The 24,429-nt window shown below is 65.4% G+C and carries 23 protein-coding genes and 1 tRNA gene; 6 read left to right on the top strand and 18 right to left on the bottom strand.

Annotated features, from left to right (window positions below; genetic code table 11):
- Window positions 1-156: 156 nt before the first annotated feature.
- Both clpA and G6P88_RS00675 read right to left on the bottom strand, forming a co-directional pair.
- The gene (gene clpA / locus G6P88_RS00670) at window positions 157-2,472 is read right to left on the bottom strand and encodes an ATP-dependent Clp protease ATP-binding subunit ClpA (protein WP_165321368.1); all 2,316 of its coding nucleotides are present in this window, start codon (window positions 2,470-2,472) and stop codon (window positions 157-159) included.
- A gap of 129 nt (window positions 2,473-2,601) precedes the next feature.
- A complete protein-coding gene (locus G6P88_RS00675) occupies window positions 2,602-2,799 on the bottom strand; it encodes a DUF1192 domain-containing protein (protein ID WP_165321369.1) in 198 nt (65 codons plus the stop codon).
- An 84-nt stretch (window positions 2,800-2,883) separates the two neighbouring features.
- On the opposite strand from G6P88_RS00675, the gene G6P88_RS00680 reads away from it, so the two are divergent.
- Window positions 2,884-3,879 carry an NAD(P)H-quinone oxidoreductase gene (locus tag G6P88_RS00680; protein ID WP_165321370.1) on the top strand — a complete coding sequence of 332 codons (996 nt, stop codon included), beginning with the start codon at window positions 2,884-2,886 and terminating at the stop codon, window positions 3,877-3,879.
- A gap of 24 nt (window positions 3,880-3,903) precedes the next feature.
- Here G6P88_RS00680 and G6P88_RS00685 read toward each other — a convergent pair whose 3' ends face one another.
- The 5 genes from G6P88_RS00685 to G6P88_RS00705 all read right to left on the bottom strand — a co-directional run bounded on the left by G6P88_RS00685 (window position 3,904) and on the right by G6P88_RS00705 (window position 6,803).
- A complete protein-coding gene (locus G6P88_RS00685; RefSeq protein ID WP_165321371.1) occupies window positions 3,904-4,509 on the bottom strand; it encodes a DUF4142 domain-containing protein in 606 nt (201 codons plus the stop codon).
- Between the two features lie 335 nt (window positions 4,510-4,844).
- Entirely contained in the window at window positions 4,845-5,231 is a 387-nt protein-coding gene (locus tag G6P88_RS00690) for a limonene-1,2-epoxide hydrolase family protein (protein ID WP_165321372.1), read from the bottom strand.
- A gap of 68 nt (window positions 5,232-5,299) precedes the next feature.
- Window positions 5,300-5,749, bottom strand: a complete 450-nt coding sequence (locus G6P88_RS00695) for a DUF488 domain-containing protein (protein ID WP_165324811.1) — start codon at window positions 5,747-5,749, stop codon at window positions 5,300-5,302.
- Window positions 5,746-5,922, bottom strand: coding sequence for a hypothetical protein (locus tag G6P88_RS00700; protein ID WP_165321242.1), 177 nt, complete (start codon window positions 5,920-5,922; stop codon window positions 5,746-5,748). The genes G6P88_RS00695 and G6P88_RS00700 overlap by 4 nt, the downstream gene beginning before the upstream one ends.
- 125 nt (window positions 5,923-6,047) lie before the next feature.
- Window positions 6,048-6,803, bottom strand: a complete 756-nt coding sequence (locus tag G6P88_RS00705) for a TSUP family transporter (RefSeq protein ID WP_165321373.1) — start codon at window positions 6,801-6,803, stop codon at window positions 6,048-6,050.
- A gap of 75 nt (window positions 6,804-6,878) precedes the next feature.
- Here G6P88_RS00705 and tgt point away from each other — a divergent pair, with 75 nt between their 5' ends.
- Complete coding sequence (gene tgt, locus G6P88_RS00710; RefSeq protein ID WP_165321374.1) at window positions 6,879-8,012, top strand: tRNA guanosine(34) transglycosylase Tgt; 1,134 nt, start codon at window positions 6,879-6,881, stop codon at window positions 8,010-8,012.
- Between the two features lie 66 nt (window positions 8,013-8,078).
- Here the strand turns inward: tgt and G6P88_RS00715 are convergent, their stop codons facing one another.
- The 3 genes from G6P88_RS00715 to cpdR form a co-directional block, all read right to left on the bottom strand.
- Entirely contained in the window at window positions 8,079-8,636 is a 558-nt protein-coding gene (locus G6P88_RS00715; protein WP_165321375.1) for a fasciclin domain-containing protein, read from the bottom strand.
- A 154-nt stretch (window positions 8,637-8,790) separates the two neighbouring features.
- Window positions 8,791-8,865, bottom strand: a tRNA-Val gene (locus tag G6P88_RS00720).
- Window positions 8,866-8,924: 59 nt separating this feature from the next.
- Window positions 8,925-9,299, bottom strand: a complete 375-nt coding sequence (gene cpdR, locus G6P88_RS00725; RefSeq protein WP_165324812.1) for a cell cycle two-component system response regulator CpdR — start codon at window positions 9,297-9,299, stop codon at window positions 8,925-8,927.
- A 160-nt stretch (window positions 9,300-9,459) separates the two neighbouring features.
- Between cpdR and G6P88_RS00730 the strand changes: the two genes are divergently transcribed.
- Entirely contained in the window at window positions 9,460-10,320 is an 861-nt protein-coding gene (locus tag G6P88_RS00730; protein WP_165321376.1) for an N-formylglutamate amidohydrolase, read from the top strand.
- A gap of 217 nt (window positions 10,321-10,537) precedes the next feature.
- Here the strand turns inward: G6P88_RS00730 and G6P88_RS00735 are convergent, their stop codons facing one another.
- Together G6P88_RS00735 and G6P88_RS00740 are read right to left on the bottom strand one after the other, a co-directional pair.
- On the bottom strand, window positions 10,538-11,314 hold the full coding sequence (locus tag G6P88_RS00735) for a SapC family protein (protein WP_165321377.1): 777 nt from the start codon (window positions 11,312-11,314) through the stop codon (window positions 10,538-10,540).
- A gap of 73 nt (window positions 11,315-11,387) precedes the next feature.
- A complete protein-coding gene (locus G6P88_RS00740) occupies window positions 11,388-12,845 on the bottom strand; it encodes an FAD-binding oxidoreductase (RefSeq protein WP_165324813.1) in 1,458 nt (485 codons plus the stop codon).
- Window positions 12,846-13,222: 377 nt separating this feature from the next.
- Here G6P88_RS00740 and G6P88_RS20230 point away from each other — a divergent pair, with 377 nt between their 5' ends.
- Window positions 13,223-13,462 carry a hypothetical protein gene (locus G6P88_RS20230; protein ID WP_226946669.1) on the top strand — a complete coding sequence of 80 codons (240 nt, stop codon included), beginning with the start codon at window positions 13,223-13,225 and terminating at the stop codon, window positions 13,460-13,462.
- A gap of 98 nt (window positions 13,463-13,560) precedes the next feature.
- The gene (locus tag G6P88_RS00750; RefSeq protein WP_165321378.1) at window positions 13,561-15,000 is read left to right on the top strand and encodes a DEAD/DEAH box helicase; all 1,440 of its coding nucleotides are present in this window, start codon (window positions 13,561-13,563) and stop codon (window positions 14,998-15,000) included.
- Window positions 15,001-15,053: 53 nt separating this feature from the next.
- On the opposite strand, the gene G6P88_RS00755 is transcribed toward G6P88_RS00750, so the two are convergent.
- The 6 genes from G6P88_RS00755 to G6P88_RS00780 all read right to left on the bottom strand — a co-directional run bounded on the left by G6P88_RS00755 (window position 15,054) and on the right by G6P88_RS00780 (window position 23,553).
- The gene (locus G6P88_RS00755; protein WP_165321379.1) at window positions 15,054-16,463 is read right to left on the bottom strand and encodes a M20/M25/M40 family metallo-hydrolase; all 1,410 of its coding nucleotides are present in this window, start codon (window positions 16,461-16,463) and stop codon (window positions 15,054-15,056) included.
- Between the two features lie 58 nt (window positions 16,464-16,521).
- A complete protein-coding gene (locus tag G6P88_RS00760; RefSeq protein ID WP_165321380.1) occupies window positions 16,522-18,087 on the bottom strand; it encodes a phospholipase D-like domain-containing protein in 1,566 nt (521 codons plus the stop codon).
- A 123-nt stretch (window positions 18,088-18,210) separates the two neighbouring features.
- Window positions 18,211-19,362, bottom strand: a complete 1,152-nt coding sequence (locus tag G6P88_RS00765; RefSeq protein WP_165321381.1) for a glycosyltransferase — start codon at window positions 19,360-19,362, stop codon at window positions 18,211-18,213.
- A gap of 17 nt (window positions 19,363-19,379) precedes the next feature.
- Window positions 19,380-20,945, bottom strand: coding sequence for a hypothetical protein (locus tag G6P88_RS00770; RefSeq protein WP_165321382.1), 1,566 nt, complete (start codon window positions 20,943-20,945; stop codon window positions 19,380-19,382).
- Window positions 20,942-22,123, bottom strand: coding sequence for a glycosyltransferase family 4 protein (locus G6P88_RS00775; protein ID WP_226946670.1), 1,182 nt, complete (start codon window positions 22,121-22,123; stop codon window positions 20,942-20,944). The genes G6P88_RS00770 and G6P88_RS00775 overlap by 4 nt, the downstream gene beginning before the upstream one ends.
- Entirely contained in the window at window positions 22,120-23,553 is a 1,434-nt protein-coding gene (locus G6P88_RS00780) for an oligosaccharide flippase family protein (protein ID WP_165321383.1), read from the bottom strand. The genes G6P88_RS00775 and G6P88_RS00780 overlap by 4 nt, the downstream gene beginning before the upstream one ends.
- A gap of 269 nt (window positions 23,554-23,822) precedes the next feature.
- On the opposite strand from G6P88_RS00780, the gene G6P88_RS00785 reads away from it, so the two are divergent.
- Window positions 23,823-24,338, top strand: a complete 516-nt coding sequence (locus G6P88_RS00785) for a hypothetical protein (protein WP_165321384.1) — start codon at window positions 23,823-23,825, stop codon at window positions 24,336-24,338.
- The last annotated feature ends 91 nt before the right edge of the window (window positions 24,339-24,429 follow it).

Below are 24,429 nucleotides of genomic sequence, written 5' to 3' on the forward strand. Positions count from 1 at the left end.
CCGGCGCGCCACCTGGCGGGTCGGAAGCGCGATCCTGCACCATGAGGTCGGAAGATAAGGTTAAGGGTAGTCCGAGCCCACCCAATGGGTTTCGGTACACTACAGAAAAGGCCCGCCTCTCGCGAGACGGGCCCTTTCAAAGGCTGTTAAAGAAGATCAGGCCTTGACCTTGGCCTTTGCGCCTCCGCCCTTTTTCGGGCGCTTCGGCGCGGCAGGGACGATCTCGAACGAGAGAGCCTCGTCCTTGAACTTCACCTTTACTTCGCCGCCGTGGACGAGCTTGCCGAACAGCAGCTCCTCGGCGAGCGGCTGCTTGATCTTCTCCTGGATCAGGCGGCCCATCGGCCGGGCGCCGTAGAGCTTGTCATAGCCCTTGGTCGTCAACCACTGTTTGGCCTCATCGTCGAGGCTGATGTGCACCTCGCGGTCGGCTAGCTGCAGCTCGAGTTGCAGGATAAACTTCTCGACCACGCGCGAGACGACTTCGGCCGGCAGATAGCCGAACGGCACGATCGCATCGAGCCGGTTGCGGAACTCCGGCGTGAAGAGCTTCTTCACCGCTTCCTCATCCTCGCCCTCGCGGGTGAGCGATCCGAAGCCCAGCGTTTCGCGCGCCATGTCGGACGCACCGGCGTTGGTCGTCATGATCAGGATGGTGTTGCGGAAGTCGACCGTCTTGCCGTGGTGGTCGGTCAGCTTGCCGTTGTCCATCACCTGCAGCAGGATGTTGAACAGATCCGGGTGGGCCTTCTCGATCTCATCGAGCAGCAGCACGCTGTGCGGATGCTGATCGACCGCATCGGTCAGCAGGCCGCCCTGGTCATAGCCGACATAGCCCGGAGGGGCGCCGATCAGCCGGCTGACCGAATGACGCTCCATATATTCGGACATGTCGAAGCGCTGAAGCGGGATGCCTAGGATCGAGGCGAGCTGGCGCGCCACCTCGGTCTTGCCGACGCCGGTCGGGCCGGAGAAGAGATAGTTGCCGATCGGCTTGTCCGGGTCGCGCAGTCCGGCGCGGCTCAGCTTGATCGCCGAGCTGAGCACCTCGATCGCCTTGTCCTGACCGAACACCACACGCTTCAGATCGGTCTCGAGCGTGCCGAGCGCCTTCTTGTCGTCGGTCGACACGGTCTTCGGAGGGACGCGCGCCATCGTCGCGATGACGGCCTCGATCTCCTTGGGCGTGATCACCTTCTTGCGCTTGGCGGGGGGCACCAGCATCTGCGAGGCACCGACCTCGTCGATCACGTCGATCGCCTTGTCGGGCTGCTTGCGGTCGCTGATGTAGCGCGACGACAGCTCAACCGCCGCCTTGATCGCGTCGGGCGTGTATTTGACGTTGTGATGCTCTTCGAAGGCCGAGCGCAGGCCGGCGACGATCTTGATCGTGTCTTCGATCGTCGGCTCGTTCACGTCGATCTTCTGGAAGCGCCGCAGCAGTGCGCGGTCCTTCTCGAAATGGTTGCGGAACTCCTTGTAGGTGGTCGATCCAATGCAGCGGATCGAGCCCCCCGAGAGGGCCGGCTTGAGCAGGTTGGAGGCGTCCATCGCGCCGCCCGACGTGGCACCGGCGCCGATGACGGTGTGGATCTCGTCGATGAACAGCACCGCGTGCGGCAGCTTCTCGAGCTCGGTCACGACCTGCTTGAGACGCTCCTCGAAGTCGCCGCGATAGCGGGTGCCGGCGAGCAGCGATCCCATGTCGAGCGAATAGATGACGGCGGGGAGCAGCACTTCGGGCACGTCGCCTTCGACGATCTTGCGCGCCAGGCCCTCGGCGATCGCCGTCTTGCCGACGCCCGGATCGCCCACATAGAGCGGATTGTTCTTCGAGCGGCGGCAGAGGATCTGCACGGTGCGATCGACCTCGGCCGAGCGCCCGATCAGCGGATCGACCTTGCCCGACTTGGCCTTCTCGTTGAGGTTGACGCAGAACTGCTTGAGCGCGCTCTCGCCCTTCTTGCCGTCGGTCTTGGCCTGCGCCTTCTCTTCCTCCGCGCCCTTCACTTCGCGCTGCTCGGTCGGCTGACCGGCCTTGCCGACGCCATGGCTGATATAGCTGACGGCATCGAGGCGGCTCATATCCTGCTGCTGCAGGAAGAAGACGGCATAGCTCTCGCGCTCGCTGAACAGCGCGACGAGAACATTGGCGCCGGTGACCTCTTCGCGGCCCGAGGACTGCACGTGGAGGATCGCACGCTGCACGACGCGCTGGAAGCCGCTGGTCGGCGAGGGGTCGGTCTCGCCCTCCACCTTGAGCGCGTCCAGCTCGGTGTCGAGATAGTTGGTCACCGCGTTGCGCAGTTCCGACAGGTCGACGCCGCAGGCGGTCATCACCTTGGATGCATGTTCGTCCGCGATCAGCGCCAGGAGCAGATGCTCCAGAGTCGCATATTCGTGGCGCCGGCTGCTGGCTGCGCTCAGCGCATTGTGCAGCGTCTGTTCGAGTTCGCGGGCGAAGGATGGCATCGTCGTTCTACTCCGTTCGGCATGGGCCGAGCCATGCCGCTACACCATATGTCGGGTGCCCAAGGCCGTTCATCAAGAACCACCCTGCTGCCGGGCGCGATAGAGCGTCGCTTTCCGGCAGTCGCGCCGTCATCGCTTGAATAGGCTTTCGGCCGTTGCGCGATGGTTAACGGCCGTCTTCATACGTTCGCGGCAGCGCTCTATCTCGCCCTCGAGCAGGGCAATTCGGGCTTCCAGTTCGGCGACCGACAAGGGGTCGAGATCCTGGCGAACCAGCCGGTTCAGAGGATCGTCGGGCCGCTTTGCGAAAAGATCGTCAGGCTCCATGTCCTCAAAGTTGACCCTGACGGACCGCATGTCAATAAACCCGATGGTGAATCGGGTGGCCTGGGCGCCTTGATCGGGGGGAAGATGGGCGAAATTCCTGTGACGATGTGGGCGATCGACCCCGATGGGGCCGGCGGCCCCGAGATATTGGTACCGGTCAGGCGTCCGGTGCCGGTGCCGGGGCGCGGGCAGGTGCTGGTCCGAGTCGCCGCAGCGGGCGTCAACCGGCCCGATGTCGCGCAGCGGACGGGGCGCTATCCGCCACCGCCCGGCGCGCCGTCCATCCTGGGTCTGGAGATCGCCGGCGAGATCGTCGCCTGTGGTGGCGATGTGATGCCGGAACTGCTCGGGCAGGAAGTCTGCGCGCTGGTGGCCGGGGGCGGCTATGCGGAATATACGGTGGCGGATGCGTCACTCTGTCTGGCCGTGCCGAACACCTTGTCGATGGTCGAGGCGGCAGCGATCCCCGAGACGCTGTTCACGGTGTGGAGCAACCTGTTCGAGCGCGCCTATGCGGCCGACGGAGACACCGTCCTGATACATGGCGGGACGAGCGGCATCGGCACGATGGCGATCCTCCTCGGTCGCATCTTCCAGCTGCGGACGATCGTCACGGCGGGATCCGACGACAAATGTGCGGCGGCGGTCAAGCTGGGGGCCAGCGCGGCGATCAATTATCGCACGCAGGATTTTGTGGCAGAGGTGGCGCGGCTGACCGGGGGCAGGGGCGTCGACGTGGTTCTGGACATGGTCGGCGGGGATTATCTGCCGAGAAACATCGATTGCCTCGCCGACGATGGCCGCCATGTCTCGATCGCGATATTGGGCGGGCCAAAGGCAGAAATTCCGATCTGGAAGATCATGCAGAAACGCCTGACGCTGACTGGCTCGACCCTGCGACCAAGGGATCTTGCCTTCAAGGCCGGTGTTGCCGACGAGATAGCGTCCGTGGTCTGGCCGCATGTCGAGGAGGGGCGGCTGAAGCCGGTGATCGACACGACCTTCCCGCTGACCTCCGCCGCCGACGCGCACAGGCGCCTCGAAGAAGACCATGTCGGGAAGATCGTGCTGACGATCTAACAGCCAGCAATAGGGGCCGCCGCCTTACTTCTCGAGGCGCTTGGCGTGGTCGAGATGCCCTTGGACGACGGGCAGCAACTCACCGGCCACGTCGCGCAGCGCAGGCGTGTCGCCCTTGGCCGAGTAGTCGCGCAGCAGCACGACGGCATCTTCGTGCGCGTCGACCTGCTCGTCGACATAGTCCTCGTCGAACGCGGCGCCCTTCTTCTTGCCGAGTTCGGCCAGATCTTCCTGCTGATCGGCCGTCAAAGCGGCGTTAGGGGTGAGCGGCGGATTGGCCAGGCCCGCAGCAGCCTTCACTTTGGCCGTCGAGTCGGTGTGCGCCTTGATCATCTCGGCGGCAAAGTCCTTCACTGCCTGGGACGACGCATTGGTTACGGCCAGCTTCGCCGCTGCGATCTCATAGGCATCGGACTTCGCCATACGGTCGATGAACTCCTGTCCGGCCGGCGTCGGGGACAGGGCCTGCTGCGCGTCGAGGGCGACGTTCGACGCCATGGCGCCTGCGCTGTCCGCGACCTGCTCGGCCTGGTTTGCGGCGGCATCGGCGGTGGCCTGGGTTCGGTCCCCACAGGCCGACAACGCCAGCATCAGCGCGGCGGCCGATACGAAATGGACGTGGCTTTTCATGATCAGCGTTCCTCTATTTGGAGGGGCTGAAACGATCCGGTCGATGTGGCTGTTCCCGAGCGCCTGCCATCATCAACTCGATTTCCGTTACGGACACGGACCGTAACGGCTTCCCCCGCGAAGCTGGCGGAAGGGAAGCTGGTCCCTGATGCGCTCGTTGAAAAGCGTTGGGCCGACGCGGGAACCTCAACGTAGCGATACACGCCCGCCGACGAACGCGATGCCGAGTTCGCCCGGCTCTTCGTCATAGCGGAAGTTGCAGATTGCCGACAAAGGCATGGTGCCTCAACGCGCAGCCCCAGATTCGGGCTCCCGCCCGGGGCAATCTCCGGCCGTCAGCCGCCGCCGAGCAGGCCGGCCGTGTCGAAATAGTCGCGCCAGGCGGTGATCTTCCCGCCGCTCGTTTCGATGATCCCCATGATCCGGATCGACGCGGCGACCGACCCGTCGGCCGTGAGGATGTGGTCTACGCGCTCGGTCAGCACCTTGTCGCCGAGCGCGACGATCGAGTGCATGTCCACGGTCATCGCGACCATGCCCAGATTGGCTTCGAACCCGTCGAGCGCCGCCAGTGCCTCGTCGATGCCCGTGGTCAGGGACATGCCGACATTTTCCCAGGTCGTCTGGGGCGTGAAATAGTCGCGGATCGACTGGCGGATGGCGTCGCGGCCCTTCGCCCATTCGGCGAGAAAGGCTTCGGCGGTGGCGATGGCGTCGCTCATGTGATTGTCCCCTCCTTGGTTCGTTGCCAGGTTAACGCTCGATCACCGTCGGGGCAATGGCGGCGACGTTACGGAAACAGGTCGACGATCTCTGCGTCGGCGAACAGGGCCTGTGCCAGGAGCGAGCGATGGCAGCAGGCGGGCGCCCGTTCGAAGCAGAGCAGGGCGACGCTCCGCTGCTCGGCCAGGTCGCGGAGCATCGCGGCTTGCGCCATGGCCTCCGGAAGTTCGAGCTGCCCGGCATAGATGCGGCTGAGCGCCTCCAGGTCGTTGCGTCGCGCCGCCGCGCGTCCTTCGGGAGGTGTGCCGAGCGCCTTGAACCCGACATAGTCGATACCGGCCTCGCGCAGGCCTGCGGCCAGGATATTCTTGGAGAATCCGGGACGGCGCGACAGCGGCACCGCGCGGACATCGGCCAGTATCTTCACCTTGGATTTGCGCAGGCAGGCAATGAACTCCGGCTGGGTTACCCCCTCATAGCCGATCGTGAAGACCCGCGAGAGGGCGCGAGCGCTCAGGACTTGCCGTTGCCGCGGTTGGCGTAGAGCAGGGCGGCTACGATCGCAGCCGAGCCGATGCCGACGGCGGCGCCGATCACGGCAGTCTTCTTGGTGATCTTGGGCACGGACTTGGTCTTGCCGGTCGAGCTTGCCGACTGCGAGTCCGTTGCGGGGGTGTTGTCTTCTTCCAACGCCAACTCTCCTGGTTGATCCTCCAGCTATGGAATCCAAGCCATGGCTAAGGCAAGCGCTTCGTGGTCGACATGAGGGCGGCGCGTGCCGAACCGAGGATGGCAGCGGCGCTGTCACCCGGATTTCAGGCCAGCGCGTTCCAGAGCAGGCGTGCCGTCATCGCGAGCGAGATCGTCACCAGCAGGGGCCTGATCACGCGCGCACCGAAGCGCATCGCCATGTGCGACCCGGCGAGGGCGCCGGCGGTCGTCCCGATCGCCATGCACAGGCCGAGCAGGAACAGGATGTGCCCGGCGAACAGGAATATGACCAGGCTGCCGAGGTTGCTCGCGAAGTTGAACGCCTTGGTATGGGCGGTCGCGCGCGTCAGCCCCATGCCGCGCAGCGAGACCAGAGTCGTCGCGAAAAAGCTGCCCGTGCCCGGCCCGAAGAACCCGTCGTAAAAGCCGATCGCTCCGCCGACCGGCATATAGGCGCGCACGCTGAGCCGCTGATGGGCGTCTTCGTCGTGCATGCGCGGAGACAGCACGATATAGGCCGCGACCGCCAGCAACAGCACGGGGACGATCAGGTTCAGCGCGTCGTTCCCGATCGCCTGGACCACGATCGACCCGACCCCCGACAGGGCGGCGATGATCGCCACCGTGGGGCCATAGGTCCGCCAGTCGATCATCCGCTTGCGGCTGAAATTCCAACAGGCGGTGCCCGAGCCGAAACTGCTCTGCAGCTTGTTCGTAGCGAGCGCGGCGATCGGCGGTATTCCGGCCCACAGCATGGCGGGAATGGTGAGAAGCCCACCGCCCCCCGCGATCGCATCGATAAAGCCGGCGACGAACGCCACGGCGGTGAGGATGGCGTAGCTATCGAGGCCGAGTTCCATGGCGGAACGGCGTGCACGACCGCGGCTTTCCGCGCAAGCCTTGGCACACGAAGCCCACCGGCTTATGGGCCGCGCATGGAAAATCCGCGTTTCGAACTCGCCATTCACGCCGTCGACGGCAAGGCCCGCACGGGCACGATCCGCATGCAGCGCGGCGATATCCGCACCCCTGCCTTCATGCCGGTCGGTACGGCTGCCACGGTGAAGGCCATGAAACCGGGGGACGTTCGTGCAACGGGTGCCGACATCATCCTCGGCAACACCTATCATCTGATGCTGCGGCCGGGCGCGGAGCGCGTGGCCCGGCTCGGTGGGCTGCACGACTTCATGCGCTGGGATCGGCCTATTCTGACCGACAGCGGCGGCTATCAGGTGATGAGCTTGTCGGCCCTCACCAAGCGCAGCGAGGAGGGCGTGTCCTTCAAGAGCCATCTCGACGGCTCGTCGCACATGCTGTCGCCCGAGCGGTCGATCGAAATCCAGCGCCTGCTCGATTCTGACATCATCATGGCATTCGACGAACTCGTGCCCACGACGACGACGGAGCGCGAGCAGGAAGAGGCGATGCTGCGGTCGATGCGCTGGGCGCGGCGTTCACGCGCGGCCTTCGATGCGGGCGGCGAGCATGCGGAGCGGGCGGCCGTCTTCGGCATCCAGCAGGGAGCGCTGGACGAGCGGCTGCGCAAGCTTTCGGCCGATGCGCTGCTCGACATCGGGTTCGACGGCTATGCGGTGGGCGGTCTGGCGGTCGGGGAGGGGCAGGAGGCGATGTTCGCCACGCTCGACTTTGCGCCGGGGCAGCTGGACGAAGCCAAGCCTCGCTATCTGATGGGGGTGGGCAAGCCCGACGATATCGTCGGCGCGGTCGAACGCGGCATCGACATGTTCGACTGCGTGTTGCCGACACGGTCGGGGCGCAATGGGCAGGCCTTCACGCGTGAGGGCCCGATCAATCTCCGCAATGCGCGCTTCGGCGAAGATCAGGGGCCGCTGGACCCCACATGCGGCTGCCCCGTCTGCGCGCAGTTCAGCCGCGCCTATATTCACCACCTGATCCGCGCCGGTGAAATTCTCGGCGCAATGCTGATGACCGAGCATAATCTGAGCTTCTATCAGTCGCTCATGGCGGACTTGCGCGAAGCGATTGCGGACGGACGACTCAAGGCTTTCGCCGATAGCTTCCGTGCGGCCTATTACCGAACAGGCTGAACTTACCGTCTCTAACAGAGAAATGAGGGAGCGCCCGACGGCGCTCCCTCGGAACAGGTCTCAGGTTCAGGGCATCAGCACGCCGTCGATAACGTGGATGACGCCGTTCGACTTGGCCATGTCGGCGGCTGTGATCTTCACCTTGCCCCCCTTGGCATCGGTCAACCACCAGGCGCCGGCCGAATCCTTCCAGCCCGTAAGCGTCTCGCCCTGGACGGTCTTGAGCATTGCCTTGCCGCCATGCGCCGCTGCATTGGCGGCGATGTCGGCCGCCATCAGCTTGCCCGGCACGACGTGATAGGTGAGGATCGACGTCAGCGTCGCCTTGTTCTCCGGCTTCAGAAGCGTGTCCACCGTCCCGGCCGGCAGCTTGGCGAAGGCTGCGTTGGTAGGCGCGAACATCGTGAACGGGCCGGTTCCCGACAGCGTGTCGACGAGGCCGGCGGCCTTGACCGCGGCGACCAGCGTGGTGTGGTCGGGCGAAGCGACGGCGCCGTCCACGACCGTCCCCTGATGGGCTCCGTGATGATCGGCGGCCTGTGCGACCGAGAGCGGCACCGCCGCCGAGGCCATGAGTGTGGCGCCTGCGACGGCGCGGAAGAGCTTTCCTGACGTGATTTTCATCGTCTGCATCCTTCTGGAACACTTCCGGATCAGGAAGTGCACCCAAGGAACGTGACAAAAGCCGGGTCGGATGCGCGCCTTCCCCAAAGGGCAGTGCGGCAAATCCGAAACCGGAATCAAAAACCCCGCCAATCCAGAGGATTGACGGGGTTTATGGTGGGCGTGGCAAGGATTGAACTTGCGACCCCTGCGATGTCAACACAGTGCTCTACCACTGAGCTACACGCCCAATGCGGGGCTCCCTAGCGGAGCCTCAGGGGGTGCGCAACCCCCCAATGTCGTTTCTTTTTAAACGCCTGTCGCGCTGCCTACCTGGAACATGCGATCGACCTCCATGACGAGGTCGCGCAGATGGAACGGCTTCGAAAGAACCTTGGCGTCGGGCGGGGTTGCGCCGGCCTTGAGCGTCACGGCAGCGAATCCGGTGATGAACATGACCCGCATGTTGGGCGCCATCACATTCGCGCGCTGCGCCAGCTCGATGCCGTCCATTTCGGGCATCACGATGTCGGTCAGCAAAAGATCGAAGCTGTCCTGCTCCAGCAAGGGAAGCGCTGCCGTTCCCCGGTCGACGCTGGTTACCGCATAGCCCGAACGCTCGAGTGCCCGCGCGAGATATTCGCGCATCGAGTCGTCGTCCTCGGCCAGCAAAATCCGGATCATGGCGGTCACATCCTGCATGCCGGCCTCATGCCGGTCCTGCCGCCCACTTATGCGCGAACCGCTTAACAATTTCCAGATGCTGGCGAAAAAAGCGATCGTCGATCAGCCTTTCGTAGCGGCAGCGGTTGCGTGGCCGGAAGGGCGACTCTAGCGTATCGGAATGGAGTCCGGCGCCCCCTTCGCTCTCATCGGCCCGGCGGTCCCGGTGTCGCCGGTGCTGCTGACCGTGCCGCATGCCGGGCGCGACTATCCCCAAGCTGTCCTGGAGGCGGCGAGGGTGCCTGTGGAGCGGCTCAAGGCGCTCGAGGATCGCTTTGCGGACGAGTTGGTCAAGCCCGCCGTCGCGCAGGGCGCGAGCGCTATCGTCGCACGGGTCGCGCGCGCCGCGATCGACCTCAACCGCGACCCGCGCGAGATCGATCCGGGGATGGTTGACGGCACGCTGGCGGCCGAGGATCTGCTGCTGAGCGGGAAGGTCCGCGCCGGGCTCGGCCTGTTCCCGCGGCGGCTTCCTTCCTGCGGCGAGCTGTGGCGCCGCCGTATCCCTCTGGAGGCGGCCCGCGAGCGTATAGCGGATATCCACGCGCCCTATCATGCGGCGATAGCGCAGCGTCTCGATCTCATCCGCCAGCGCTTCGGAGCGGCGATCCTGATCGACTGCCATTCGATGCCGCCGCTGCCCGTCCGGCATGCCGACGGTCCGGTGCGCATCGTCGTCGGCGATCGCTTCGGCGCAGGCGCGTCGCTGGCGGCGGTCGACCTGGTCATGGCGGTGATCGAAAGCGTCGGACTCGTCGCTGCCCGAAACCATCCTTATGCCGGCGGCTATACGATAGACCGGCATGGCCGGCCGCGGCGCAACGTCCATGCGATCCAGATCGAATATGACCGGTCGCTCTATCTCGACGCTGCGCTGGATCTTCCAGGGCCGAACGTCGACGGCTGCGGCCGTCTGCTCGCTACGATAGCGAGCCGGCTGGAATCGATGTTCCGGCCCGAAATGCCGATCGCCGCAGAATAAGCTCCCGAGCACATAAAAGAACCACCTCGTGCTTTCGCACGAGGTGGCCAAGGTTCAGGGAGGAACGCATCCCGAGGGATGCGTCGTACGGGGCCGCGAAAGGGGGGCACGACCACCGCACATTCACAAGATAGGCCGCTTGCCTTGAGGTTTCAAGGAAAGTTCGACCCATATTGGGAATTTCCTTAATCCCGCAGCACTTTCCTCTCGTTCTGCCTCACGCCTGTGCGTCGGCCGGGGTGACCGGAGGTGCCTTGCCCTGCTGGGCCTGCATGCCGAACACATCGCGAATCAGCGACAGCGAGAAGAGGTGGGCGTAGATCAGCGGCAGGAGGCCGCTCTGCACCATCTTGCGCAGCACGTCCCCGCGAAGCTCCTTGAGCTTGTCCTCGGAGATGATCTGGAAGCCGCGATAGACGAAGGGCTGGCCGCCTTCGGGTTCGATCGTCACTTCGCCGTCGATGAGCAGCTTGTTCTGAATCAGCTCCTGCATGAACATGCCCGTGCGCATGCCGGCCTGCTCGAACTGTTCGCAGAAGGCGAGCGTGTTCTTGGTCGCCTCGGCCGGTTCCTCGCCGTCGAACAGCGGCATGCCGTCCTCGAATTCGCCGATCACGCCCGACGTGCCGTCGAAGCACAGAGACAGATCGTCGCTATCCGGGCGAAGCCGGGCGAGCATGAACGGATAGCGGCGGACATAGGCGGGGATATAGATGTCGCGGGTGGGCATGCCCTTCTCGTCGACGAAGACGTTCACGCCCTCATTGAGGCCGAACAGCGCCAGCGGCACCGGATCGGGGCCGGCCGAGAACACGATCGGGTAGAAGCGCTGCGCCGAGATGAATTCCTCGACGGTCAGCGGCACCGCATGGGCGGTGGCGAAGAACTCGGCGGTTTCCAGCGTGCGCGCCTTCCAGGTGGCGTGAAGCTGGCTCGAGAGCGGCTGCAGTTCGTTGTAGAAGAGGGGCAGAGCGTTGGCCGGGGCAGTCGCCATCGACAATCTCCTGAAATCCGGTTGAGAGGTGGATGATTTCGCGGGTTGCGGGCCCGGATGATCGAGCCGGCGTCTATTGATCCTTGGCCTCTGGCGCAAGCGGAACAAGCTTTCCGGGGTTCATGATGCCCAACGGATCGATTGCCTGCTTGATAGCGCGCAGCATGGCCAGGCGGACGGGGTCTCCAAGGCGTGAAAACTCCGCCAGCTTGGCCTGCCCGATCCCATGCTCTGCCGACAGCGAACCGCCCGAAGCGGCGACGAGATCATGGACCATCGCGGTCGCCTGGCGTCCATGGGCGGCGATCCAGTCTTCGCGGCCGGCATCGGCGGGCGGAAGCAGGTTGAAATGGATGTTGCCGTCGCCGAGATGCCCGAAGGCGATGATGCGCGAACCCGGAAACCGGGCTTCGATCTCGCGTCGCTCGCGCTCCAGAAAGACGGGCATCTGGGAGACCGGCACGGAAATGTCGTGCTTCAGCGAAGGACCGTCGAGCTTCTCCGCTTCCGAGATGGATTCCCGCAACGCCCACAGCGCTTCCGCCTGGCTTTCGCTGGACGCGATCGTCGCGTCGATGACGAGCCCGTCCCCGATCGCGTCGGCCAGCGTCGACTCCAGGGCCGTGGCAGGGTCTCCGGCGCCGCGCGCGCCGACGGCTTCGATCAGCACGTTCCAGGGGCATGGGGAGGAAAGCGGGGCGCGCATGCCCGGAACATTGCGCAGCACCAGTGTGAGCGCATCGTCCGGGACGAGCTCGAAGCTCTCGACCGCTTCGCCGGATATCTCCTCGATCCGACGGAGCAGGCGCAGGGCATCGGCCGGGCTGCGCAGGCCGGCCCAGGCGACCGCCCGGCCACCGATGGCGGGAACGAGGCGCACCGCCGCTGCCGTGACGATGCCCAGCGTGCCCTCGGCGCCGGTGAGCAATTGGCGCAGGTCATAGCCGCGATTGTCCTTGCGCAGCGTGGCCAGCCCCTCGAAAACGGACCCGTCGGGGAGGACTGCTTCCAACCCCAGGACAAGCGAGCGCATCGGCCCGAAGCGAAGGACCTGCGTTCCTCCAGCATTGGTCGAAACGAGCCCGCCCACGGTCGCGGACCCTTTCGCCGCGAGCGACAGGGGAAAGCGCCGGTCGACGGCTGCAGCCGCCGCGTGCAGATCGGCCAAAATCACCCCGGCCTCGGCGATGATGGCATTATCGGTCGCGGAAACGGCGCGTATCCGGTTCATCCGACGCAGCGAAATCAGCAGCGCCGAGCCATCGGCGGGGGGCGTCGCACCGGCCACGGTTCCGGTATTGCCTCCCTGCGGTACCAGTGCGACGCGCGCTTCGGCCGCGATGCGGACGATCGCCGCCACTTGGTCCAGCGTGGCGGGGGCGAGCAGGGCGAGGCTTTCGCCGCGATAGCGTCCGCGCCAGTCGGTCAGCCAGGGCGCGATGATGTCGCGGTCGGTGACGCAGCCCTGCGGCCCCAGCATATCGCGCAGGCGAGCGATGAGATCGGCGTCGGGGCGGTTGAGCGGCGGCATGGCGGGAACATAATGCAGCGTCGGCGCGATTAGCCAGCACAACCGACAGCTTTGACGGCAGGTGCGGTAGTTCATCGGTCGTTCAAACGGTTGCGCCGATGAGGATCGGCTTTATGGGTGGCTCGGCACCAAAGGGGTTCGGTGAAAAGGGTGGAACGTCGGACGTGAAAATCGGCCGCTTGCCGCGAGTCCTGAGCGTTGGAGTGCCGCTGGCCTCGGCTGCGGCGCTATGTCCGTGGCTGCCCGGTTTCGCGCAGGCCGCGCCGACGCTGCTCGCGCAAATGACGATACAGCAGACGCTGGTGGTCCGCGTTCCCAGCAGAACGCCTCAGAAACCTCTGAAGTGGAAAGAAAAAAAGGGTCCTAAATGCGTGACGATGGCGACCATAGCCGGCGCTGCCGTCGTCGCGGATGACGCGATCGATCTCGCCTTGCGGGGAGGGCAGCGGATGCGTGCCGAATTTTCGTCGCGCTGTCCCGCGCTCGATTATTATTCGGGCTTCTACATCCTGCCGACCGAAGACGGCCGCATCTGCGCAGGGCGCGACGTAATTCGCACCCGGTCCGGAGGGCAGTGCGAAATTCGCCGCTTCCGCAAGCTCGTGGTCGATGCCTGAGGGGCGTCGGCCCGCAAAATCCTTGACAAATCGTGCTCATACGCCCAATCGCCCGCTCTGTGCGGAATTGGGTTCCGTACGCTTTTCCGGATAACTTCATGTCCTTTGCCGATCTCGGCCTTTCCGACGAACTTCTCCGCGCTGTAGTGGAGTCTGGCTATACCGAGCCCACGCCGATCCAGGCGCAGGCGATTCCGCCCGTCCTCATGATGAAGGACCTGATCGGCATCGCCCAGACGGGCACGGGAAAGACCGCCAGCTTCGTCCTGCCGATGATCGATATTCTGGCGCATGGCCGTAGCCGGGCCCGCATGCCCCGCTCGCTCATTCTCGAACCGACGCGTGAACTCGCAGCGCAGGTTGCCGAAAATTTCGAGAAATATGGTAAATATCACAAGCTTAACATGGCACTCCTCATCGGTGGTGTGAACATGGGTGAGCAGGTGGCCGCGCTCGAGAAGGGCGTCGACGTGCTGATCGCCACGCCTGGCCGGCTGATGGACCTGTTCCAGCGGGGCAAGATCCTGCTGACGGGCTGCAGCCTGCTCGTGATCGACGAGGCCGACCGGATGCTCGACATGGGCTTCATCCCGGACATCGAGGAAATCTGCACGAAGCTTCCCGCGCAACGGCAGACGCTGCTATTCTCGGCCACCATGCCGGCGCCGATCAAGAAGCTCGCCGACAAATTCCTTACCAACCCGAAGCAGATCGAGGTGTCGCGTCCTGCGAGCACCAATTTGTCGATCGATCAGTCGCTCGTCGAAACGTCGAGCCGTGCCAAGCGCGAGACGCTGCGCAGCCTGCTGCGCAGCGAGACCGTCACCACCGCGATCATCTTTTCGAACCGCAAGACGACGGTACGCGATCTCGCGTCGAGCCTGGCGCGCCACGGTTTCAAGGCGGGACAGATTCACGGCGACATGGAGCAGCCCGAGCGGCTGCGCGAGCTCGACCGCTTCAAGGGTGGTGAGATCAACATCCTCGTGGCGTCCGACGTCGCGGCCCGCGGCCTCGATATCAAGGGTGTCAGCCACGTCTTCAATTTCGATGTGCCCTGGCATCCGGACGACTATGTCCACCGCGTCGGTCGCACCGGTCGTGGCGGTGCCACGGGTACTGCGATCACGCTGGTCACGCCCGAAGACGCCGAGGCGATTGCGGCGATCGAAAAGCTGACCGGCGCCCCCCTGCCGAGGCGCCCTCGTGTCGCTGGCGCCGATGCTCCGAGCGAGGAAGCCACTGCCGCTCCCCGCGAGCGACGCGACCGTCGCCGGGACAAGGCCCCGCGCGAGGATGTGGCCCGCGCAGACCGGACGGAACAACCCGAGCGCGTGCAACGCCCTGAGCGTGCGGAGCGTCCCGAACGCGCAGAGCGGGCGGAACGTCCCGAGCGCGCGGTTCCGCCGCCGCGCGAAGCCCGGCGTGACGATCGTCGCCCCCGCCGCGATGATCGCCGTGACAGACAGGACGATGGGCCCGACGATGGCTGGAACGGCCCGGTGCCGAGCTTCCTGACGGTCGGCTTCACCAACTAGGAGCGCGCCCGGGGCAGCGCGGGCTCCCCGGATGCAACGGTGCGCTGACGGGGTTATCGCGCCAGATCGGTGATCAGCGTCCGCATGAGCGCAAGGGCCGGGTCCAGGCTGGCGATCGGCGCCCGCTCGTTGAGGCCATGCGCGAAATCATCCTCTGGTCGCAGGAACATGCCCAGCACGCCATAGCTCGGCACGCCCTTTGCCCGGAAGTAGAGACTGTCGGTCGCCCCGGCGGACATAACGCCCGATATCGGCAGGCCGGGATAGCTGAGGTCTATTCCCTTGCGAACGGCCTTCATCAGATCGGAACGCAGCGGCGATGCATCACTGGCGAGGGGGGCGCCCAATGTCGTGATCGTCGCTTTGTCGTCCGCCGCCACAACCCGCAGCCTGTCGCGCACGCTTTCGACAGACTCGCCGGGAAAAATGCGGCAATTGACCGACAGCGTCGCCTTTTGCGGCAAGGCATTGAGGGCATGGCCTCCCGAAATCATCGTCGGCACACAGGTCGTGCCGGTCTGGCCCACCCATTCGGGATCGGCGCGCAGTTTCGCGAGAGCGGCTTTATCGTCTGGGTTCTTCGCGAAGTTTTGAAGGGCCGCTCCCATCTCGCCGCCCAGCTTTTCGCCTGCCTGCTGCAGATAGGAGGCGGTCAGGTCGTTGGTGCGCGCCGGAAATCGATAGGCAGCGATCCGCTGGGCGATCGCCGCTACATCGGCAATGGCGTTGGACGGGCCGGGACGGCTCGAATGCCCGCCGGGATTGGTGACGGTAAACTCGAAATCCGCATAGGTCTTCTCGGCGCCCTGGACATAGAAGGCGACTGGCTTGCCCTGTTCGTCGAGCTGGCCGCCTCCGCCATCGGCGTTGAGCAGGAGCTCGCCTTCCCCGGCGTATCGCTCGGCAAGGCGCGCCGTCGTGGCCATGTCGGTCTCCTCATCGCCCGACAGCAGCAGCAGGATGTCGCGCCGCGGCTTGAAGCCTTCGCGCTTGAGCTGGAGCAGAGTAGAAACCAGAACGGCGTCGCCGAACTTCATGTCGAGCGAACCGCGCCCATAGACGAAGCCCTTTTCCTCGACCGGGGTGAAGGGATCGCGAGTCCAGTCGGATGTCCGCGCCTCGACGACGTCCATATGGCCGGACAGCAGGATGGCCTTGTCTTTCCCCTTGGCGGTCCCGCGATAGCGCGCGGCGAGCGAGACCGCGTCGCCTTGCCCCTCGATCACGATGTCGTCGGCGGCAAAGCCAGCCTCGCGCAGCTGTGAGGCAATATAGTCGGCCATGCGCCGCATCTCGCCCCGGCCCTGCACCGTCGGAATGGCGATCATCGCCTTCCAGATCTTGAGCGCTTCGGCATGCTGGGCTGGAGCTATGGTTCCGGTCGCGGCGGAGACCTTTGCAGGCAGCAGGGCCAGCGGCGCTACAGCGGCCAGGAATGGGATGATCTTCCGAAAAGCGAACATGGCGGGCGCTGACCTCGTCGAAGCTGGTATACGACAGTGAGCGAGCGACCCGTTTCCGTCAATCGCGCTCGCCGCGCGCGGCGTCGACGATCCGGCGGAACTTGCGTCGCCAGCGCCCCCGGTTGCGCTCGCGCCGCAGCCGTCGCCGCTCGCGAATAGTGTCGATCAATTGATGGGTTCCGCGCCGCAGAAATCCCCGAAAAAGTCCCCGGCTCGACAGGGGTTCGAAGCGCTCGTCGACCGACTCCGGGTCGAGGAGTCCGCTGGCGCCGATCGCATAGGTGGTGTCGTTGACCTTCTCGGGTTCGAAGGGATTCAGCGTCTTGCCCGACCCGCGCAGGCATTCGATCGTCCCGATCAGCGATCCGGTTCGCTGAAAGGCGTCTCGTACCGCCTGTTCGGTGGTGCCGAGATGTTCGGCGAGGAGCCGCTCGCGCAGGCTGGTGATCGCAGGATCGGGCTGCCCGTTCGCGCTTCGGTCGATCGCGATATCGCATTCGCTGTCGAGCCCCATCGAGCGGTTGTTCATGTTGGAGGACCCGACGCGCAGGATGACGTCGTCGACGATCATCAGCTTGGAATGGACATAGATATGCCGTCCGGCCGCAGTGACCGGCGTGTAGATCTGGAAGCGATCGTCGCGGTCGATCTCGGCGAGCGCATAGAAGAGCTCGGCCCGCGCGCTGCCCATGACGGCTTCCTGCAACCAGCCGTCGGCGCTGACCGGATTGATGATGACGATCTCCGGGCCATCAGTCTCCTCGAGCCGTTTCGCTATCGCTTCGGCTACGCGCCGCGACGCAAAATATTGATTGTCGGCATAGATGAATCGACGCGCGCGGGCGATCATGTCGACGTAGAGCCGCTCGATTTCGCGCACCTCTTCATGATCGTCGGCGCGCGGCTCAGTCCGCGCGATGGCGACGTCGATGTCACGGTGCAACGGTTCGACTATAGCTGGCCAACTGGTGTCATGGGGTGTCGGCTCGGGCAGATGCTTGCCCGTCGCGCGATGCCAGCGGGTGCGCGCAAGATCACCCAAAGCCTTTGCAACCGGCCCCTCGACCAGTCCGGCGGTGTCGTGCCATGGCCGATAGGGATTTCCGTTCGGCCGAACGCGCCGCGGATCGCCGTCGATATGATCGGGTGTGTCCCAGCGATCGGAGGTCATGTCGATCCCGCCGCACATCGCCAGGCTGTCGTCGACGACGAGCAGTTTCTGGTGATGGGTGCCGCCGATCGGATGGCTGCTGTCAAAGCGTATGGAAACATGGCGGCTCAGCCGCCAGCGGGCGAGGGTGAACACCGACAGGCCACGGCCGAGCATCTTCAGGAAGCCCATGTTCCAGATCAGGAGGTTGATCCGGAGCTCGGGCCGCCGCTTCGCGAGCCAGGGGATGAACTCCGCAAGGCAGTTCGGCTCCTCGCGATCGGCGGCGTCAGGGTCCAGCAGGATGCGCGGATCGACATCCCAGCCGACGAGGATGATCTGCTCGCGCGCCGCCATCATCGCGTCGCGGGCCACGCGGAAATAATCGGCGGCGTCGATGATCACGCCGAAACGGTTCGCACGTTCGACCTGCCAGCAATTGTCATCCGTCCGGAAAAGGTCGCTCGACATCATAGCCTTGTTTTCGATCGCCGTGAGGCAAGCGGCAGTCCGTCCCCGTCAGCGTCAACGCCGAAACGAACGGCTGGTGCCATGGCAATGTTCACCCGGTCGCAAAGTTGCTCCGGCTGGGCCGATTCAGGCGGCGACCGAAACGACCCTCTTGCGCGGTCGGCGCCAGACCAGGCTAGTCGCCGCCGAGAAGTTGAATACCGCGCCCATGATCGCGCCCGCCAGACCGGCGAGAGACCAGTTGCCGAACTGGTGGATCGCGATCTCCGCCACGCCGACATTGGCGAGGGCGCCAAAGCTGCAGACGACGCAGAACAGGATCAGGCCGGCAAGGAAGGAGAGGCCGGTCAAGCGGCGGTCGCGATAGGTGAACTCGTTGTTCATGACGAAGTTCGACACCATCGCGATGAAGGTTGCGGTGAGCTGCGCCGCGATGAAGGTGAAGCCGGCCAGTTTCAGGCCGTTGAGGATGGCGAGGTGGACCAGCAGACCGAAGCCGCCGACGATGCTGAACAGCGCGAAGCGGGGCGGGATCAGCCCATGAGTCAGCTTCTCGATGATCAGGAACAGGAACTGAGCGAGCACCATCACGCTGATCTTGCTCTCACCCTCCTGCCGCGCGCGGAAGACATAGGGGACTTCCTCGATCTTCAGCGGGGTGTGCGACGAGCTGATGATGTCGAGCAGGATCTTGTACCCCTGTTGAGACAGGTCATAGATCACGCTGGCGAAGATCTCGCGGCGGACCATGAAGAAACCGCTCATCGGATCGCTCGTTTGATTGCCGACCAACATGCCGGCCATGCGCGTGGCGAAGTCGCTCATCTTCGCGCGCGTGGCGTCCCACTCGCCGATGCCGCCACCCTCGGCATAGCGGGTCGCGACGACGATGTCGGCGCCGGTCGAGGTCAGCTTCTCGTACATCTGTTTCAGGATGCGCTCGTCATGCTGGAAGTCGGCATCCATGACGGCGATCGCGCTGCCGTTCGCAACCAGTGCGCCCTCGATCACCGCCGAGGACAGGCCACGCCGACCGACGCGGCGGAGGCAGCGCAGCCGCGGCTCCTCGCGCGCCAGGCGCGACACCTCGGCGAAGGTCTGATCGGGGCTGTCATCGTCGACGATGATGATTTCCCACGGAATGTCGCCGAGCGCCGAGCGCACCGCTTCGACCAGCGGCGCGATATTGGCCTTCTCGTTATAGGTCGGGATGACCAGCGAGACGTCGGGCGCCGACAGCTTGCGGCGCGGCGCCTTCTTGGTTTCGATCATGCTCATCGTGCAGCCCCCACTGACTATCCCCTCGGACCCGCCTTAGCAGCGGAAGATGTTTTCTGTCGAACGATCGCGTACAGCGCCGACCGGTCGTCCGACCAGACCGGGCGTAGCCAGTCCGCCCTGGGGCGATTGGCCGGATCGACCCCCAGCAGCCAGAGATGGTCGAAGGCGCCGCGCGGGATCTGCGCGATGCGGTCGGCGAGGAGCGGTTCGGGCCGCTCGCATCCGGGCAGGCGCACCTGTGCGCTGCTGTGATAGGCGAAGTCGCGCGGTATGGATGGCCCCACCGCCACCAGCTGCGCGCCCGGCATGTCGAACTGGTCGTTGACGAAGGCATCGCGTCGGACGATCGCCATGCTCGGCAGATGAATGATGCGGGGCACGTTCCAGCCGCGCGGGCAGGGCGGGGCGACCAGGGCGACGACGCGTGCACCGCGCGGGATGCTGGGAAGCACTTTCAGCCAGCGCGCATGATCCTCGGCATAGCGCGCATAGCTGATCGTCGTCGCCACGCTGCGCGCGGTCACGAAGGCCAGTGCGAGCAGGGCGATGGCCGACGCGGCCGTCCGTCCCCAGGCCGGCCGGGGCGCGAGGGCGAGCAGGCCGATGGCGAGCATCAGCGGCGCGATCCGCATGTCGGCATAGATCAGGCCGAAAAAGGCATAGGGAATGAAGATGTAGAAGGCCGCCATGACGAGGAAGACGAGCAGCAGGCGCCGGCTCATCCGCATCACGCCGACGAGCCCTAGCCCGATCAGCCCCATGCAGAACAGCGCCGACAGACCCTCCCATTTGACCCAGCGATCGCGCATCGCGCTTTCGATCCAGCCCCATTTGTCGAAGAGGGCGAAAAAGGCGCTCGTCTCTCCCTGGTTGTCGCCGCTGCGCCACGCGACGATCGGGATAAGCGGCAGGGCGAGCAGCAGGCATTCGAGGACCACCGCGCGCACCATTGCGAGGCTGATCCTCCAGCTCGTGACATGGCGGTAGAGCGCGTTGCCGACGACGAGCAGGCCGAAGACGACCCAGCCGAAGATATGCGCGAAATAGATGAGCAGGCTGCCGAGCAGGATCAGCGTTCGCCAGACCGCCGGTAGCTTGAGCCGCTGATAGCGCAGCACGAGGCCGAACAGCAGAAAGGCGAGGGCAGCGCCCAGCGAGAAATTGATGAAGCCGTAGTGGAAGGCGTAATTGTAGATCAGCGGCAGGGCGAAGGCTGCCGAGGCAGGCAGCTCGCCATGCGCCTCGCGTGCGATCAGCAGCAGTCCGCCGGCGGAGAGCAACGGGATCAGGATGACCACCAGCTTCGTCGCCGGCTCCACCCCCATCAGCGGCTGCAGCACATAGACCAGCGCGTCGACCCCGAGATTGCCGACCGGCATCCAGTCGATCGAGAAGATCGAGGAAAGCGTCGACGCACCCGCCATGCCGGCCTGGATATGGAAACGCCCCATATGCGTCGGCACGTCGTCGAGCGGGGGGAAGGGTGGCCACAGCAAAGGCAGCGCCATGAGCAGCAGCAGCAGCGCCACATAGGTCTTCGACTGCCACCAATTCGCTTGTTTGCCGCGTTTGTTCGTCATCGGACCGCCTCGAGAAATCTGCGCGCGGTTGCGTCCCATCCCAGCGTCCGCGCCCGCGCGAGCCCGGCCTGTTCCATTGCGACGCGCGCGTCCGGGTCGCTCAGCAAGCGACGCAGCGCCGCCGCGATCGATGCGGGGTCGTCACCGTCGACCAGCAGCCCCGTCACGCCGTCGACCACCGCGTCGGTTGCGCCGCCCGCGCGTCCGCCGATGACCGCCTTGCCGCAGGCATTGGCCTCGAGGAAGATCAGTCCGAAGCCTTCGGTGTCCCCATCGGGCAAGGTGCGGTTCGGCATCGCGAACAGCGTGCAGGCCCCGTAGAGCCCGACCAGCGTCGCATCGTCGACAGCACCCCGGAAGCGGATCCGCGGCGCGGCCGGAGAGGCGGCCGCCAGCGCCCGCAGCCGTTGCTCTTCCGGTCCCTTGCCGGCGATTACCAGATCGACCTCGGGAAAATCACCGGCGATCAGAGCGAACGCCTCGATCAGCCGGTCGAAGCCTTTCCGCTCGATCAGCCGCCCCACCGCGAGGACGAAGGGCTTGTCGTCGCTCCCGACCGTTCCCGGCTGGAACCGATCGAGATCGACCCCCGGCGTGACGAGGTCGATCCGTTCGGGCGCAACGCCGAAATCGCTCATCAGCCGGTCGCGCGTGAAGCTGGATACGGTGATGACGTGGTCGGCTGCGCGAAGCGCCGGCCCGCGCAGGCGGGCGAGGCGGTTGTAGGTCTTCTGCACGACCTCTTCGCCATGGGTGTAGAGGATGATGCGCCATGGCGAGAAAAGCCCGAGCAGGATGGCGAGCCAGCCGAGCCCCTGCAACTCGCCCACGACGATCGCGCTCGCGCGGATGCGCGTTGCGAGAAACAGGACGCGCAGCAGCACGTAGAGCATGACCGGCAGGTCGACGAGCAGCAGGTCGAGCAGGCCGATGCGGCGACGGAATGCCTCGATGCGCGGCGGACGCAGCCAGGCGATGCGATGGATCGGATAGCTCTTCCCGGCGTCGCTCTCTCGCCAGCCCGCAATCGGCTTGCCTTCGTCCGCGTCACGCCAGGCGGTGAGCACGTGAAGGCGCGGTGCGCAGGCGCGCGCGAGACGGTCATAGACCATTGGCGTGCCGCCCACGAGCGGGGGCAGGGCGTTGGCGACGAGCAGGATCGGCCGGTCGTCGCTCAATGCCGGGCGACCTTCCACAGGGCGGTGAGCACCGACCGCTGGAACAGGAACACCGCAGCCAGCCAGACAAGCGCCAAAAGGCCTGCGGCCTCGAACACGGCGAGGATGGGGTGCGGCGGGATGCCGCCGCCCCGTGCGACATCAATGGCAATACCCGCAGCGCCGACGACCGCGCAGATCGCCGCCGAGGGAAGGAGGCTCGCCAGCATCTCTCGCAGCGAGAACAGGCCGAGCGCCATGCCCAGCCGGATTGCGGCGGCGGCATAGACCAGCGAGACCCCTATTGTACCGATCGCGACATAGACGATGTTGGTCCAGCTCAGCATCGCCAGCATGGCGACGCGCGCCGCCTGTTCGGCAAGGCCGAGCACGAACAGCTCGCGCGCCTTGCCGAGCCCCGACAGCGATGCGTTGAGCACGACGAACTGCCCGGTTATCGCCGCTGCGATGCATAGCCAGGGCGCGGGTGCGATCGACGACTGCCACTGCCAGCCATAGAGGCCGATCAGGATCGGTGCGGACTGGGTCGCGATGCCGATCAGGATCGGGGAGAATATGCAGCCGAACAGCCGCATCCGCACCAGCAGCGTCGCATGGGCGTCGATCCCGCTGCGCAGCTCGTGCGCGACCAGCGGCGACAATATGCTGAGCACCGGCGGTGCGGCATAGTTCCACAACATGCGCGGCAGCATCTCCGCCCGGTCGAGAAAGGCTGCGGGCGCAATCCCCAGCGAGCGGCCGACGAACAGTTCGTTCAGTCGGGGCCCGACCTGCCCGAGCAGGACCCCGCCCAGCACCCAGCCGGTGAAGGAGGAGATCGAGCGCCAATGGGACAGCGACGGACGCCACACGAAGTCGGGCGGACGCGCGATCACCGACAGGCCGAGTGCCACCGCCCCGTTGACGACCGATCCATAGGCCATGGCGAGGCTGCCCCAGCCGGCATAGGCCAGCCCCACCGAGGTCGCAGCTCCCGCCGCCGCGCCGGCCAGCGTCGCGAGGAGGATGGTCTTGAAGCGCAGCGCGCGGGTGAGCAGGCCGTGGCTCAGCACCTGATAGGGCGCCATCAGATAAGACAGGGTGACGATGCGCAGCACGTCGGCGATGGTCGGTTCGCGGTAGAAGGCGGCAATCGCGGGCGCGGCAAGGAAAATGAGCCCGGCGAAGGCGAAGCTCGTCAGCATCGCCATGCCAAGGGCTGTGCGCACCATCGGCCGGTCGAGCCGGGGCGCGGCGATCAGGAACATGTTGACCCCGGCGCTGCGCAGCGTGGCCGCGATCACCACGGCGGCGAGCGCGATCGAGAAGGCGCCGAGCTCGTGCGGCGACAAGAGCCGCGCGACGATCAGGCTCGCCGAAAAGTCGATCACGAACTGGACGATCGTCTGGATGCCGACGATCCGCGCCATCGCGCTGCCGCTCATGCTCATCGCGACGCTGCCTGATCGGCACGGGACGCGCGGCGTCGGCGATCGCCCGTCACTCCCCCCTTCCGATATGAACGCACGCCACCCCCCAGCCAGGCCACGGCGTCACCTTATGGAAGGCGCCGGATTTCGCCAGCGATTCATGCAGCTACGGGGGATTGGGCAGTTCTTCCTTCGCCCGCCCATATAGTATGCGAAACCAACCGGGCCGAATGGGCTTTTACTCATCGCACGGGTGCCGACGTTCCGACGTCATCAACAAGCGAGGACGCATGGCAAGAAAGCTCAAGGTCTTCCGCACGGCGATTGGTTTCCACGACGCCTATGTCGCAACGCCCAGCCGCACGGCTGCGCTCGAGGCCTGGGGCAGCGACAAGAATCTTTTTGCGTCGGGCCGCGCGGAGGAGGTTACCGATCCTGCTCTGACCGCTGCGCCTCTCGCCGATCCTGGAAAGGTCGTGAAGCTGCGCCGGGGTAGCTCCGCCGACAATATGGCCGCGCTTGCCAATCCGACACCCGCGCGCCGCAGGGACATGAGGAAGCCCTCTCGGCCGCCCGCACCAAGGCCCAGTCGGGCGGCACTCGACAAGGCGGAGGCCGAACTGGAGCGGGCCGAAGCTTCGCTTGCAAGCGAGCTGGAGGCGATCGATGCCGAACTGGAGGAGCTTCGCAAACGCCGTCGTGCCCTCGTGGACGAACACAGGCAGAGAATCGGAAGGTCGCGTGACGATCTTGATGATGCGCGGGCGGACTATGAGGCGGCGGTGGCGAGGTGGCGCGAGAGCTGAGGACATTCCGGCGACGCAACCGACCAGCAGATTTTCGGGGGATGCTTCCTGTTTGTCAGGATTTCGCGTGCACAATGCCGCGAATCGGCGG

It is taken from the genome of Rhizorhabdus phycosphaerae (assembly GCF_011044255.1).
In the GTDB taxonomy this organism is placed as follows: Bacteria; Pseudomonadota; Alphaproteobacteria; order Sphingomonadales; family Sphingomonadaceae; genus Rhizorhabdus; species Rhizorhabdus phycosphaerae.

What these genes read in the sequence shown, in the direction of transcription:
- G6P88_RS00730 (WP_165321376.1), top strand. Translation starts at nt 9,460, where the DNA reads ATGGAGTCCGGCGCCCCCTTCGCTCTCATCGGCCCGGCGGTCCCGGTG.
- G6P88_RS00750 (WP_165321378.1), top strand. Translation starts at nt 13,561, where the DNA reads ATGTCCTTTGCCGATCTCGGCCTTTCCGACGAACTTCTCCGCGCTGTA.
- G6P88_RS00755 (WP_165321379.1), bottom strand. Translation starts at nt 16,463, where the DNA reads ATGTTCGCTTTTCGGAAGATCATCCCATTCCTGGCCGCTGTAGCGCCG.
- G6P88_RS00740 (WP_165324813.1), bottom strand. Translation starts at nt 12,845, where the DNA reads ATGCCGCCGCTCAACCGCCCCGACGCCGATCTCATCGCTCGCCTGCGC.
- G6P88_RS00760 (WP_165321380.1), bottom strand. Translation starts at nt 18,087, where the DNA reads ATGATGTCGAGCGACCTTTTCCGGACGGATGACAATTGCTGGCAGGTC.
- tgt (WP_165321374.1), top strand. Translation starts at nt 6,879, where the DNA reads ATGGAAAATCCGCGTTTCGAACTCGCCATTCACGCCGTCGACGGCAAG.
- G6P88_RS00770 (WP_165321382.1), bottom strand. Translation starts at nt 20,945, where the DNA reads ATGACGAACAAACGCGGCAAACAAGCGAATTGGTGGCAGTCGAAGACC.
- G6P88_RS00690 (WP_165321372.1), bottom strand. Translation starts at nt 5,231, where the DNA reads ATGAGCGACGCCATCGCCACCGCCGAAGCCTTTCTCGCCGAATGGGCG.
- G6P88_RS00705 (WP_165321373.1), bottom strand. Translation starts at nt 6,803, where the DNA reads ATGGAACTCGGCCTCGATAGCTACGCCATCCTCACCGCCGTGGCGTTC.
- G6P88_RS20230 (WP_226946669.1), top strand. Translation starts at nt 13,223, where the DNA reads ATGGCGACCATAGCCGGCGCTGCCGTCGTCGCGGATGACGCGATCGAT.
- G6P88_RS00685 (WP_165321371.1), bottom strand. Translation starts at nt 4,509, where the DNA reads ATGAAAAGCCACGTCCATTTCGTATCGGCCGCCGCGCTGATGCTGGCG.
- clpA (WP_165321368.1), bottom strand. Translation starts at nt 2,472, where the DNA reads ATGCCATCCTTCGCCCGCGAACTCGAACAGACGCTGCACAATGCGCTG.
- G6P88_RS00680 (WP_165321370.1), top strand. Translation starts at nt 2,884, where the DNA reads ATGGGCGAAATTCCTGTGACGATGTGGGCGATCGACCCCGATGGGGCC.
- G6P88_RS00735 (WP_165321377.1), bottom strand. Translation starts at nt 11,314, where the DNA reads ATGGCGACTGCCCCGGCCAACGCTCTGCCCCTCTTCTACAACGAACTG.
- cpdR (WP_165324812.1), bottom strand. Translation starts at nt 9,299, where the DNA reads ATGATCCGGATTTTGCTGGCCGAGGACGACGACTCGATGCGCGAATAT.
- G6P88_RS00715 (WP_165321375.1), bottom strand. Translation starts at nt 8,636, where the DNA reads ATGAAAATCACGTCAGGAAAGCTCTTCCGCGCCGTCGCAGGCGCCACA.
- G6P88_RS00765 (WP_165321381.1), bottom strand. Translation starts at nt 19,362, where the DNA reads ATGAGCATGATCGAAACCAAGAAGGCGCCGCGCCGCAAGCTGTCGGCG.
- G6P88_RS00785 (WP_165321384.1), top strand. Translation starts at nt 23,823, where the DNA reads ATGGCAAGAAAGCTCAAGGTCTTCCGCACGGCGATTGGTTTCCACGAC.
- G6P88_RS00780 (WP_165321383.1), bottom strand. Translation starts at nt 23,553, where the DNA reads ATGAGCATGAGCGGCAGCGCGATGGCGCGGATCGTCGGCATCCAGACG.
- G6P88_RS00675 (WP_165321369.1), bottom strand. Translation starts at nt 2,799, where the DNA reads ATGGAGCCTGACGATCTTTTCGCAAAGCGGCCCGACGATCCTCTGAAC.